The sequence below is a fragment of the Halomonas sp. HP20-15 genome, from assembly GCF_033446685.1.
GTDB lineage: Bacteria > Pseudomonadota > Gammaproteobacteria > Pseudomonadales > Halomonadaceae > Modicisalibacter.
Genome location: NZ_JAWQLY010000009.1, coordinates 132,716 through 145,215 on the forward strand (window position 1 = coordinate 132,716; position 12,500 = coordinate 145,215).

Genomic DNA, 12,500 nt, shown 5'->3' on the forward strand with positions numbered 1-12,500 from the left:
CGTCATCGGGTTCGTGTCGGTGACGCTTTTTCAGGTCATGAATGAGACAGTTGTATTAATAAAGCAACAAATTATTACGTTAATATTTAACATAGGTTTTGTGCAGCTTCTGCAACCCGAACTAGAGTCTTAAACAAGGGGCAGGGTATCAAGGACGATACGGATACTGTAAGTGGCTCGATTTAGTTTGAGTGTTCAGGATTAAAGCTTACAGCCTGACCCCTTCTTTTTAGGCTTTAAGTCGCCGCCTAGTCGGAACCAGGAGGGTGTCTGTGGCGATAAATCAGGTCGCGCGTCGTGTCACAAGGGAGACAGGACCATGCCACAACAGGAATCCACATCGACCGAGACACTCCTTGCATTAACCCAGCAAGATACATTGACGCTGGTCTGTTCGCATGAACACCTATCGCTGAACGGCTACCACCTACTTTCGCTACGTTTTCTACCCTATAGCCTTGCACTGAGTCGTCTGTTCGAGGTGCTCGCCAATGAAAGCGAGCAGCGAATTCAGGCGCTTATGCAGCTAGCCGAATATTTGCAGGCGATGGGTGGCTTGCCGGCGGCCGTTCCGGCAGGCGGGCCGACCAGCTATCGGGAAGAGCGTCATTTCTTCGTGGTCGACGATAGCATGGCCGTATCGGTTCTGGCGGATGCGATCATCTGCGAACGTCAGTCGGCGCTTTTCTATCTGCAGTTATGTCAGAGCAATCGACTGCCCGAACTGCATGCGCTACTCGCCAGCTTTATCGAGCAGAAGCGCACGGAATGTCGTGTGTTGCAGGACAGTCAGGGGCATCTCTTATTTGGCAGCTCCGGGCCGGGGCAGCGAGTCGCCTAGCGGCACCGATCTAGCGTCCATGCCGGGCTACGCCGGCATCGCCACCGCAAGTAGCAGCAAGCAGCACCGTAAGTCCTGATACTGACCGTTGTTCTCCCTTCGCCACCGGAATACGTTTCGGTGGCTTTTTAGCTAGCACCGCACGAATGCCGGATAGTCCAGGCGTCGGTTGGTTAACTCATCGCTTTCTTGATTCCGGCACTCACTATCGTCGAACCGGCACTGAGCCACGGATCATTGGCGCGAGCTCGTTTTTTCATCAAGATGAGGTCAGGTTCACGAACTTCGGAGATGCGCTATGACCCGACCCAACATCCTGGTGCTGATGGCTGACCAGGTGAACGGCACCCTGTTCGAGGACGGTCCCGCCGACTTCCTGCACATGCCGCACCTGAAGGCGCTGGCCGAACGCTCGGTGCGTTTTCGCAACGCCTACACGCCGAGCTACCTGTGCGCACCGGGTCGAGCGGCCTTCATGTCCGGCCAACTGCCCTCGCGTACCGGCGTCTACGACAATGCCGCCGAGTTCCCCTCCAGCGTGCCGACCTGGGCGCATCATCTGCGCCGTGCCGGTTACCAGACCTGCCTGTCGGGCAAGATGCATTTCGTCGGGCCGGATCAATTGCACGGTTTCGAATCGCGCCTGACCACCGACGTCTATCCACCCGACTTCGGCTGGACCCCCGACTATCGTCGGCCCGGCGAGCGTATCGACTGGTGGTATCACAATCTCGGTTCGGTGACCGGGGCGGGGGTGGCCGAAATCTCCAACCAGATGGAATACGACGACGAGGTCGCCTTCCACGCCGAGCAGAAGCTGTTCGACCTGTCGCGCGGCCACGACGAGCGTCCCTGGGCGATGTGCGTGAGCTTCACCCACCCCCACGACCCCTATGTGGCCCGGCGTCGGTTCTGGGATCTCTACGACGATTGCGAGCATCTCGAGCCCAAGCTGGCCGAGCTGGCCTACGAGCAGCAGGATTCGCACTCCCAGCGCCTGTACGTGGCCAACGACTACACCAAGTTCGATATAAGGCCCGAGGACGTGCGGCGTGCACGGCGCGGCTATTTCGCCAACCTTTCCTACATCGACGACAAGGTCGGCGGCATCATGGACGTGCTCGAGCGCACGCGGATGGCGGACAACACCATCGTGCTGTTCGTCTCCGATCACGGCGACATGCTCGGCGAGCGCGGGCTGTGGTTCAAGATGAGCCCGTTCGAAGGCTCGTCAAGGGTGCCGTTGATGATCAGCGCGCCGGGTCTCGAGTCGCGCCGGGTCGATACGCCGGTCTCGTCGATCGATGTCAACGCCACCCTGGCCGATCTGGTGGGCATCGACCTCGGCGAGATCGAACCCTGGACGGACGGCCAGTCGCTGCTGCCGCTGGCGCGCGGCGAGTCCCGCGATGCCCCGGTGTACATGGAGTATGCCGCCGAGGGCACCGAAGCGCCGTTGGTGACCATTCGCGAGAAGCAGTGGAAGTTCAATCATTGCGAGCTCGACCCGCCGCAGCTGTTCGATCTCGAGGCCGACCCCGACGAGCAGCACAACCTCGCCGAGGACCCCAACTACCGCGAGACGCTCGAGGCGTTCACCCGCAAGGTGCGCGAGCGTTGGGATCTGGCGCGTTTCGACGCCGAGGTGCGCGAGAGCCAGGCGCGTCGACTGGTGGTCTACGAGGCGCTGCGCAACGGGGCTTATTTCCCCTGGGATCATCAGCCGCTGCAGGTCGCTTCCGAGCGCTACATGCGCAACCACATGGATCTCAATATCCTGGAGGAGTCCCAACGTTTTCCGCGCGGCGAATGAGCGAGGCGACTCGACTACATTGATTAGCGACCGGCAGGCGAGCGATCCGGCTTGGCCCGCCCTTGACGATCCTGAGAGGCTTCATTCATGACGCGTCATTTCGATGTAGTGGTGATCGGCGGCGGTTCGGGACTGACCGCCGCCTCGCAAGCCGTGGACGACGGCCGCTCGGTGGCGCTGGTCACCGACCGACCCGAGGCAATGGGCGGTACCTGCGTCAATTTCGGCTGCATCCCGACCAAGACGCTGATCCAGGCCGCCGAGGTGATGACGACCATCCGCAACGCCGAGCGTTTCGGCATCCACCTCGACCAGGGGTCCGTGCGTGCGGATTTCGCGTGGATCATGGCGTCGATGCGCCAGGCGCGCGCCGACAACGCCAGCGACCCCCGGCGCAGGGTGGAGGCGACCATGACCCCGGTCTACAGCCGGGTGCGCTTCGTCGGCGAGCGGTGCCTGGAAACCGCAGAGGGCGAACGTATCAGTGGCGATAGCATCTTCATCGCCACCGGTGCCCGCGCCAGCGTGCCGCCGATAGAGGGCCTCGAGGCGTGCGGTTACCTGACCAGCGAGACGGCGCTGGAGCTCGAGCGGCAACCCGACAGCCTGGTCATCGTCGGTGGCGGTTATATCGGCGCCGAGATGGGCCATTTCTTTGCCTCGCTGGGTACCCGGGTGACGCTGATCAACGGCTCGGCGCGGCTGTTGAGCGAGGACGAGGAGGTCGGCGCGCTGTTCACCGAGGTGTTCAGCGAAAAGGTCGAACGGGTGACCGGACGCGCGGTCCGCGCCAGTCGGCGCGGGGAGGCCCGCCAGGTGGAGGTCGAGGACCAGTCCGGCAAGATGCGCACGGTCGTCGCCGAGCAGATTCTGTTGGCTGCCGGACGACAGCCCAACACCGAGTCGCTGGCGCTGGCGGCCACCGGTGTCGAATGCGACGAGAAAGGGGCGATCCGCGTCGACGAGCGGCTCGCGACCACCTGCCCGGGGATCTATGCCTATGGCGACGTGATCGGCCGGGCGATGTTCAAGCATACCGCGAGCTACGAGGGCCAACTGGCCTATCGCAATTCGCGGGGCGCCAACGAGGCCGTCTCCTACCGCAGCAATCCGCACGCCGTCTTCAGCGATCCGCAGATCGCTGCGGTCGGCCTGACCGAGCAGGCCTGCCGCGAGCAGGGGCTGGACTACCGGGCCCTGCGCAAGGATTACGCCGACAGCGCCAAGGGCAAGATCATCGGCGCGCCGCGAGGCTTCGCCAAGCTGCTGATCGAGCGTCACACCGACCGCATCCTCGGCTTTCACATCATCGGCCCCGACGCGGCGACGCTGATCCACGAGGTCATCGTGGCGATGAATGCCGGCGACGGCACGGCCGAGTCGGTGCGCAGAACGATCCACGTCCATCCCTCCCTGCCGGAACTGATCCATTCACTGTTCAATGCCAGCGGCGAGCGCTGACGCCGCGGCCTTCAGGCGTCTACGACCAAAGAAGCTTTCCGTCAGCGTGCCCGGTCGCTGGGAGAACGGACGGTTTTCGCTACGCTCTAATATGGTCAGTCGCCAAAACCATCGATGACAACAAGGAGCACGCGCCATGATCTATGCCAATCCCGGAAGCGACGGCAGCGTCGTCAGCTTCGAGAAGCGCTATGGCAATTACATCGGCGGCGAGTTCGTCGCCCCGGTCAAAGGGCAGTATTTCGACAACGTCACGCCGATCACCGGCGAGGTGTTCTGCGAGATCCCGCGCTCGGGCGCCGAGGATATCGATCTGGCGCTGGACGCCGCGCACAAGGCGGCGCCGGCCTGGGGCCGCACCTCGGCCCAGGAGCGCAGCAACATCCTGCTGAAGATCGCCGACCGCATCGAACAGAATCTGGAAATGCTCGCCGTCGCCGAAAGCTGGGACAACGGCAAGGCGGTGCGCGAGACGCTCAACGCCGATATCCCGCTGGCGGTCGATCATTTCCGCTACTTCGCCGGCTGCATTCGCGCCCAGGAGGGCACCGCGGCGGATATCGACGGCAACACCGTGTCCTATCACTTTCACGAGCCGCTGGGCGTGGTGGGGCAGATCATTCCCTGGAACTTCCCGATCCTGATGGCCATCTGGAAGCTGGCACCGGCGCTCGCGGCGGGCAACTGCGTGGTCCTCAAGCCGGCCGAGCAGACCCCGGCGTCGATCCTCAAGCTGATGGCGTTGATCGGCGACCTGCTGCCGGCGGGCGTGGTCAACATCGTCAACGGACTCGGCGAGGAAGCCGGCCAGGCGCTGGCCACCAGCAAGCGCATCGCCAAGATCGCCTTCACCGGTTCGACGCCGGTCGGGTCGCACATCCTCAAGTGCGCCGCCGACAACATCATCCCCTCGACGGTGGAACTGGGCGGCAAGTCGCCCAACGTCTATTTCGCCGACATCATGAACGCCGAGCCGGAGTTCATCGACAAGGCGGTGGAGGGGCTGGTGCTGGCGTTCTTCAACCAGGGCGAGGTGTGCACCTGCCCGTCGCGGGCGCTGATTCAGGAAGACATGTACGAAGCCTTCATGGCCAAGGTGATGGAGCGCACCCGGGCGATCAAGCGCGGCAATCCGCTGGACACCGAGGTCCAGGTGGGCGCCCAGGCCAGCCAGGAGCAGTTCGACAAGATCATGTCCTACATGGACGTGGCGCGTGAGGAGGGGGCCGAGTTCCTGACCGGCGGTGGCAAAGAGAGCTTCGATCCGGCCTACGACAAGGGCTATTACATCCAGCCGACGCTGCTCAAGGGCAACAACAGCATGCGCGTGTTCCAGGAGGAGATCTTCGGCCCGGTGGTGGCGGTGACTACCTTCAAGGACGAAGCGGAGGCACTGGCGATCGCCAACGATACCGAGTTCGGCCTCGGCGCCGGGGTCTGGACCCGCGACATGAACGTCGCCTTCCGCATGGGCCGCGGCATCCAGGCAGGGCGGGTATGGACCAACTGCTACCACCAGTATCCGGCGCATGCCGCCTTCGGTGGCTACAAGAAGTCCGGGGTCGGTCGCGAGACCCACAAGGTGGCGCTCGAGCACTATCAGCAGACCAAGAACCTGCTGGTCAGCTACGACACCAATCCGCTGGGCTTTTTCTAAGCGACGAGCCGGTAGCAGGGATAGTGCAAAGAGGCGGCCCATGGGTCGCCTCTTTCTTTGGCGGCAGCGATTCATGACCGCTGTTAACGTTCCAGGCGAGGGTGCCGGCTTCCCTCGCGGGTGGCTGCGCTGTACCTTGGTCGATCCGAAGTCGCAACGACTCCTGAAGTCGCAACATAAGGAACGAAGGCCACCATGCTAACGAGACAGACCTCATTCTCCGGCCGGCGCGTCTGGCAACTGGCCCTGCTGATGGTCGTGGCGATGCTGTTGTCGGGCTGCGGCATCAGCAACATTCCTACCTACGACGAGCAGGTCAAGGCGGCATGGTCGCAGGTCGAGAACCAGTACCAGCGCCGCGCCGACCTGGTGCCCAACCTGGTGGAAACGGTCAAGGGCTTCGCTGCCCAGGAACAGGAGACACTGACTGCGGTGGTCGAGGCGCGTTCCAAGGCGACCTCCATCCAGATCGATGCCTCGTCGCTGGACGATCCGCAGAAGGTGCAGCAATTCCAGCAGGCCCAGCAGCAACTGAGCGGTGCCTTGAGCCGGCTGATGGCGGTTTCCGAGCGCTACCCAGAGCTCAAGTCGAACCAGAACTTCCTGGCGCTGCAATCCCAACTGGAAGGCACCGAGAACCGCATCGCCGTGGCGCGTCGCGATTTCATCCAGGCGGTCGAGCGCTATAACACCGAGATCCGTACCTTCCCGGGGCTTCTGTGGCACAGCCTGCTCTACAGCGACATGCCGCTGCGCGAGAATTTCGAGGCGACTACCGAGAATGCCGATCAGGCCCCGCAAGTGGAGTTTTGATGATCAACTGTCTACGCGTTGCGCTGTTTGCGCTGCTGCTGGCCCCGGCGCTGGGCGCCCAGGCCCAGCAGCAGCCCGAGTTCCCGGAGCTGACCGGGAGAGTGGTGGATCAGGCCGAATTGCTGGATGCCTCGGTCGAGCAACGGCTGAGCGAGAAGCTCAAGGCCCACGAGGAGGCGACCACCGAACAGTTGGTGGTCGCCACGGTGGCTGATCTGCAGGGGCGCTCGATCGAGGAGTACGGCTACCAGTTGGGGCGTCACTGGGGGATCGGACAGGCCGAGAAGGACAACGGCGCGCTGCTGATCGTCGCACCCAACTCGCGCCAGGTGCGCATCGAGGTCGGTTACGGCCTGGAAGGCCGGCTGACCGATGCGCAGTCCTCGGCGATCATCAACCAGGTCATCACCCCGGCCTTTCGTGAGGGCGATTACGCCGGTGGCATCACCCGGGGCGTGGAAGCGATGATCAAGGTGCTGGGCGGCGACCCGATGGCAAGCAGTCCGACCGACAACGCGCAAAGCGAGGATCCGCGCGGGCCCGCTTCGATATTCTTCTTCGTCATGCTGATGATCGTGATGGCCTTGGTGCGCAGTGGCGGGGGCGGCGGTCGTGGCCGCGGTCGCTCCGGGCTGCTGGCCGGCGCATTGCTGGGGGGCGCCCTGGGTCGTGGCGGCTCCGGCGGCGGCTCCGGCGGCGGCTTCGGTGGCGGTGGTTTCGGCGGCGGTGGCGGCGGCTTCGGCGGCGGCGGCGCCTCCGGTGGCTGGTAAATATCGGGCGTGTTTATCGGCGCGTGATGCGCCGTCGACGATTACCTCAGGATTCGGAGCGGACAATCCATGGCACTATTGAGTGAAAGCGAGCAGCAGCAGGTGGCCGAGGCGATCAATCGGGTCGAGCGCGAGACCGATGCCGAACTGGTCACCGTGCTCGCTCCCCAGGCTGACAACTACGCCTATATCCCGTTGTTATGGGCCGGCATTCTCGCCCTCGTGGTCCCCGGCGCGATCAACTACTTCCCCGGCTGGCTGAATGCCTACCAGTTACTGCTGGTGCAATGGGCGACCTTCGTCGTGCTGGGGCTGGTCTTTCGCCTGCCGAGCGTCACCACGCGGCTGATCCCGCGCTCGGTGCGCCACTGGCGGGCCGCCAATCTGGCCCGACGGCAGTTTCTCGAGCAGAAGCTGCACCACACCCATGGCGGAACGGGCATGCTGATCTTCGTTTCGGAAGCCGAGCGCTACGTGGAGATCCTGGTCGATCGCGGCATTTCCAGTCGGCTAAGCGACGATACCTGGGAATCAGTCGTGGCGACGTTCACTCGCGACGTGAAGGCCGGACAGACGCTGCAGGGCTTTTTGGGCTGTATCGAAACCTGCGGCGAGCACCTCAAGCAGCACGTGCCGGCGACCCATACCCGTAACGAGCTACCCAATCATCTGGTGGTTCTCGATTAGACCGCCATTTGAATGCTGGATGCCATCTAGAAAGGCGGGGCGCGACTGATTCACGCCCCGTTTTTTGGCGACTGCGTAACGCTGTTCCGGGTTCAGACGATGTGCTGAAGCATCGTCTCCATGCTCAGGTTGTACGACCCCGGCTGCAATACCGCCTTGATCTCCAAGGTCTCATCGCCCTGGTTGCTGGCGCTCGCGAGATCGATGACCGTTTCGGCAATGGTCTGCTTGTTCTCGTCGAGGGTCACCAGCACCCGCGGGTGCAGGCGGTTGTCGGGATCGACCGAAAGCACCATACCGACCATGCCGTTGCTCAGCTCGACGATCGAGCCAGGCGGATAGATGCCGATGCATTCGATGAAGCGAATCACCAGGGCATCGTCGTAATGGTCGCCACGTGCCTTGTAGAGAATGCGCAGCGCTTCCGAGGGCGGCCGGGCCTTGCTGTAGGGGCGGTCGCTGGTGATCGCGTCGTAGGTGTCGACGATCGCGATGATCCGGGCGAGCAGGCCGATCTCCTCGCTGTGCTTGCCGTACGGGTAGCCGGTGCCGTCGAGGCGCTCGTGATGGTCGCGACTGGTGTTCTTGACGGCTAGCGGTATCTCCGGGTCGTCGACCAGCATCTGGTAGCCCTGCAGGGCATGGGTGCGGATATGCGCGAATTCGGCGGCGGTCAGCTTGCCCGGCTTGTCGAGAATCTCGCGATTGAGCTTCATCTTGCCGACGTCGTGCAGCATGCCGGCCAGGCCGAGTTCCTCGATCTGCTTGCGGTCATAACCGAGATGGCGGCCGAAGATCATCGCCATCACGCCGACGTTGAGACAGTGCTCGGCGGTATATTCGTTCTCGTTCTTGATCCGCGAAAGCCAGTTGAGCGCACTGGGGTTGGCGAGCACCGACTCGGCGAAGCGTCCCACGGTGTCCTTGACCTGGGGGATGTTGCGATGCCAGGTCTGCTCATCGTGCATCATGCGCCGAAACATCTCGCGTGCCTCGGTAAAGGCCGGGCTGACGAGACGCAGCTCCTCTTCCGCAGGACGCTCGATGGGGTGAATTCGATAGACCCGATAGGTCGGGTCGGCAGCGGGTCTGGGGCGCTCCAGGGGCATCGCCCGCTCGCGCAGCAGCGACTGGACTTCCGGGTTCGAGCGCTTGGGATCGACGTAGACGCGCTGACACAATTGACGCAGCCGCTCCAGTTCGTCGGCCTCCGTCAGGCGCAGACCCTCGATGAGAAACGGCGTCTCGATCCAGGGGCGATCGAGGTCGGTGACGTACATGCCGATCTGCAGGTGGTCGACCGAAATCGCGCACAGATGTTCGACGGATCGCTCAGGCGCCTGGAGCTCCTGCATGGTCTTACCTCAAGCTGTAATAATCCAGTCATAGCAGAAGCACCCATCGGACGGTAGACGCCAACGGGTTGGAACGGCAATCGCCGGTATCCATACCGGCGCGCGGCTCCGTATCTGTTCTTATGACAACACCACAATGCTGGGACAGCGCTTGGTAGTAAGAGTAACGGCCGCGATCGCTATAACTTGAGCCTGGCGCATGCCAAGATGCACGCATGCCAGGTCGCTCGGGCTCGGGGTCGTCCATTCTGGGCGCTCGAAGCGGCTGCCGGCATTGCCGGAAAAATTTCTTGCGAGGGCTGCAAAGATGGGGGTCGCTGGCCGATAATCGGTCTAGACGTAAACGGCTTTGAGCGCCGCCACGACACCACACACAATAATAGCTGCAGGGAACGAGAAACCATGCCATCCACTTTTCTTGGCGCCGCCTGGCGGCGTGGCACGGTAACCGTACTGGTTGCCGCGTTGATTGCCGTTGTCGGCTGGAGTTCGCCGTCGGTGGCCGGAACCAACCCGCGCTATGCCGGCATCGTCGTCGACGTCGCCAGTGGCGAGGTGCTCTACGCCGACCGGGCCGACAAGCCGCGCTACCCGGCGTCGCTGACCAAGATGATGACGCTCTATCTGCTGTTCGAAGCGATCGAGCGCGGCAGCCTGAGCCTCGATGACACCCTGCCGGTGTCTGCACATGCGGCCGCTCAGCCGCCGACCAAGCTATGGCTCAAGCCCGGCGAGCGGATACCGGTGGAAACGGCGATCCTCGCGCTGATCGTGCGCTCGGCCAACGACGTCGCCGCCGTCGTCGCCGAGGGACTCGCCGGCAGCGAGCCGGCGTTCGCCCGGCAGATGACCGACAAGGCACGTGCGCTGGGCATGCTCGATACCACCTTTCGCAACGCATCGGGATTGCCGGACAACGTTCAGGTCACTACCGCCCGCGACATGGCACGCCTGGCGCTGCACCTGATGCAGGATTTTCCCGGTTATTACGATTATTTCGCCAGCACGCAATTCGCGTATCGGGGCAAGGTCCACCGCGGCCACAATCGCGTGCTGACCCGCTATCCGGGCGCGGATGGTCTCAAGACGGGTTTTATCCGCGCCTCGGGCTTCAATATCGCCACGTCGGCGGTGCACGATGGGCGGCGTATCGTCTCGGTGGTGATGGGCGGCTTCACGGCCCGCTCCCGCGACGATCACGTCATCGACCTGCTCGACCGCGGCTTCGCGCGGGCCGCGCTGATGGATCGCGGCGACTGGGTCGCCAAGACGGCGATCTTCGACAATGAGCCCGCGGTGGTCAAGCATCCGGCTCAGCCGGCCGGTGAGGATCCGATCGGTCAGTTGATCGCCGGGCTCGACAAGCAGGATGCGGGGACCGTCGGCTGGGCCGTGCAGGTCGGCGCCTTCAGCGATTCCAGCCAGGCGCGGGCGTTGGCCAGTCGGGCGGCCGGTTACGTGGACGCCGCCGGGGCCGCGCCGAGCGTCTCGGTGACCCCGACCGAGAATGGCCAACCGCTGTTTCGCGCACGGGTCATCGACCTTCAGGAAAGCCAGGCCCGGCAGAGCTGTCGCGATCTGCAACAGCAAGGCATAGATTGCGTGGTGGTCGCCGGTGTTGGCGGCTGAACCGATCTTTCCTGGGCTGCGAGCGCCCCTCGCTTTCCGCCTGACGCACCATCCAACGCCCCGCCGATGCGGGGCGTTGGCGTTAGTGAGCGCTCTGCAGCACGCCCCGGTCGCCGCCATTCGGTGAATTGGTCGTAGTGGCGTCCAGCGTTGAATGGCGAACGGCGGCGGCTGCTATTATCTAGAAGCCTGGGGCTGTCACCTATGCGTCATGTGGGCGTCACCCGGCAACGGCATCATCTCGCCTAGCCAAAACACAAGAAGTAAAAACACATCAGGAGATGAAGGTTCATGTCGATCAGTCGTCGTCGCTTCCTGCAGGGCTCGCTGGCCGCGGGTGCAGCCGCTTCGTTCCCCGGCTTCTATATCAACAGGGCGCTGGCGCAGGAGCAAACCCTGCGGATCTACGCCTGGGCCGGTTATTTCAGCGATGAAATGCTCGCCGACTTCCGCGAGAAGACCGGCATCAATGCCACGTTCACGCCTTACGGCACCAACGATGAGTTGATGAACTCGTTGCGCGCCACCGACGGCAGCGGCTTCGACGTCATCATGCCCACCGTCGACCGGGTGCCGGGCTACCTGGATTACAATCTCGTCCAGCCGCTCGATCAATCGCGCATCCAGTGGCAGGGTTGTCTGGATAGCGCGCTGGAAGGCTCGGAAGTCGGCGGCGTGGTCGACGGCAAGCGCTACTTCGCGCCCAGCGACTGGGGCACCGAGGCGATCGCCTTCGATCGTCGCTATGCGGCCGTCGATCCCGACAACTTGAGCTACGGCGATCTCTGGAATCCCGATAACGGCCAGGGCGTCACCGTGCGTAGCCATTCCGCGCTGGTCGGCATCGGCCTGTGGCTGCAGAGCCAGGGCAAGCTGCCGCGCCCGTTGCTCGAGTCGTACCGGAGCGAGGAGGCGATGCGTGCCAACTTCGAGGTGATCCTCGACGAGGCGGTCAAGCACAAGGACATGATCGCCCAGTTCTGGTCGACCGAGAACGAGGCCCAGGCGGCGTTTCGCACCAATGGCGCGGTGATCGGCCAGACCTGGGACAGCACCGCCTTCCGGCTGCAGAACGAAGGCATGGATATCGCCTATCGGGCGCCGAAGGAGGGCGCACTGGCGTGGATGGAGGGCTTCGTGATTCCCAGCAACGCCCAGAACGTCGACGCGGTCTACGAGCTGATCAACTGGTACTACACCCCGGAGGCCGGAGCGATGTTCGTCGAATCGACGGGCTACAATTCCACGGCGAAGGGCGCCGAGAAGCTGCTGCCCGAGGCCTCGCGCAAGTTCTTCGAAGCCTCCTACTCGAAGCAGGATCTCGCCAACCTGTGGTGGTGGCCGATCCAGGAGCCCTGGTACGTCGCGCTGCGCAACGAATATCAGGATCGCTACCTCTCGGCCTGATGCGAGCCGACAGGCAGTCGAACGAACCGGTCGGTTACGCCTCGGCCGGTTCATTCGTGTAGGGCGC

Annotated in this window: 10 protein-coding genes; 9 read left to right on the forward strand and 1 reads right to left on the reverse strand. The window is 63.3% G+C overall.

Features of this window, described 5'->3' with window-relative positions:
• Positions 1-319: 319 nt before the first annotated feature.
• From R6258_RS13205 to R6258_RS13235, 7 genes are all read left to right on the forward strand, one after another.
• A complete protein-coding gene (locus R6258_RS13205) occupies positions 320-841 on the forward strand; it encodes a hypothetical protein (RefSeq protein ID WP_318451010.1) in 522 nt (173 codons plus the stop codon).
• Positions 842-1,139: 298 nt separating this feature from the next.
• Positions 1,140-2,654 (forward strand): choline-sulfatase, encoded by a 1,515-nt coding sequence (gene betC, locus R6258_RS13210; protein ID WP_318451012.1) that lies wholly within the window; start codon positions 1,140-1,142, stop codon positions 2,652-2,654.
• 87 nt (positions 2,655-2,741) lie between these two features.
• Complete coding sequence (locus R6258_RS13215) at positions 2,742-4,115, forward strand: dihydrolipoyl dehydrogenase (protein ID WP_318451014.1); 1,374 nt, start codon at positions 2,742-2,744, stop codon at positions 4,113-4,115.
• Between the two features lie 136 nt (positions 4,116-4,251).
• Positions 4,252-5,772 (forward strand): aldehyde dehydrogenase family protein, encoded by a 1,521-nt coding sequence (locus R6258_RS13220; protein WP_318451015.1) that lies wholly within the window; start codon positions 4,252-4,254, stop codon positions 5,770-5,772.
• A 195-nt stretch (positions 5,773-5,967) separates the two neighbouring features.
• On the forward strand, positions 5,968-6,585 hold the full coding sequence (locus R6258_RS13225; RefSeq protein ID WP_318451017.1) for a LemA family protein: 618 nt from the start codon (positions 5,968-5,970) through the stop codon (positions 6,583-6,585).
• Positions 6,585-7,355, forward strand: a complete 771-nt coding sequence (locus tag R6258_RS13230) for a TPM domain-containing protein (RefSeq protein WP_318451019.1) — start codon at positions 6,585-6,587, stop codon at positions 7,353-7,355. The genes R6258_RS13225 and R6258_RS13230 overlap by 1 nt, the downstream gene beginning before the upstream one ends.
• A gap of 69 nt (positions 7,356-7,424) precedes the next feature.
• A complete protein-coding gene (locus R6258_RS13235; RefSeq protein ID WP_318451021.1) occupies positions 7,425-8,042 on the forward strand; it encodes a TPM domain-containing protein in 618 nt (205 codons plus the stop codon).
• 92 nt (positions 8,043-8,134) lie between these two features.
• Here R6258_RS13235 and R6258_RS13240 read toward each other — a convergent pair whose 3' ends face one another.
• Positions 8,135-9,397, reverse strand: coding sequence for an HD-GYP domain-containing protein (locus R6258_RS13240; protein ID WP_318451023.1), 1,263 nt, complete (start codon positions 9,395-9,397; stop codon positions 8,135-8,137).
• Positions 9,398-9,799: 402 nt separating this feature from the next.
• Between R6258_RS13240 and R6258_RS13245 the strand changes: the two genes are divergently transcribed.
• A complete protein-coding gene (locus R6258_RS13245; RefSeq protein ID WP_318451025.1) occupies positions 9,800-11,026 on the forward strand; it encodes a D-alanyl-D-alanine carboxypeptidase in 1,227 nt (408 codons plus the stop codon).
• Between the two features lie 291 nt (positions 11,027-11,317).
• Positions 11,318-12,433, forward strand: coding sequence for an extracellular solute-binding protein (locus tag R6258_RS13250; protein ID WP_318451027.1), 1,116 nt, complete (start codon positions 11,318-11,320; stop codon positions 12,431-12,433).
• Positions 12,434-12,500 lie beyond the last annotated feature (67 nt).

Coding starts and splice junctions, on each gene's coding strand:
- R6258_RS13205 (WP_318451010.1), top strand. CDS start 320: ATGCCACAACAGGAATCCACATCGACCGAGACACTCCTTGCATTAACC.
- betC (WP_318451012.1), top strand. CDS start 1,140: ATGACCCGACCCAACATCCTGGTGCTGATGGCTGACCAGGTGAACGGC.
- R6258_RS13215 (WP_318451014.1), top strand. CDS start 2,742: ATGACGCGTCATTTCGATGTAGTGGTGATCGGCGGCGGTTCGGGACTG.
- R6258_RS13220 (WP_318451015.1), top strand. CDS start 4,252: ATGATCTATGCCAATCCCGGAAGCGACGGCAGCGTCGTCAGCTTCGAG.
- R6258_RS13225 (WP_318451017.1), top strand. CDS start 5,968: ATGCTAACGAGACAGACCTCATTCTCCGGCCGGCGCGTCTGGCAACTG.
- R6258_RS13230 (WP_318451019.1), top strand. CDS start 6,585: ATGATCAACTGTCTACGCGTTGCGCTGTTTGCGCTGCTGCTGGCCCCG.
- R6258_RS13235 (WP_318451021.1), top strand. CDS start 7,425: ATGGCACTATTGAGTGAAAGCGAGCAGCAGCAGGTGGCCGAGGCGATC.
- R6258_RS13240 (WP_318451023.1), bottom strand. CDS start 9,397: ATGCAGGAGCTCCAGGCGCCTGAGCGATCCGTCGAACATCTGTGCGCG.
- R6258_RS13245 (WP_318451025.1), top strand. CDS start 9,800: ATGCCATCCACTTTTCTTGGCGCCGCCTGGCGGCGTGGCACGGTAACC.
- R6258_RS13250 (WP_318451027.1), top strand. CDS start 11,318: ATGTCGATCAGTCGTCGTCGCTTCCTGCAGGGCTCGCTGGCCGCGGGT.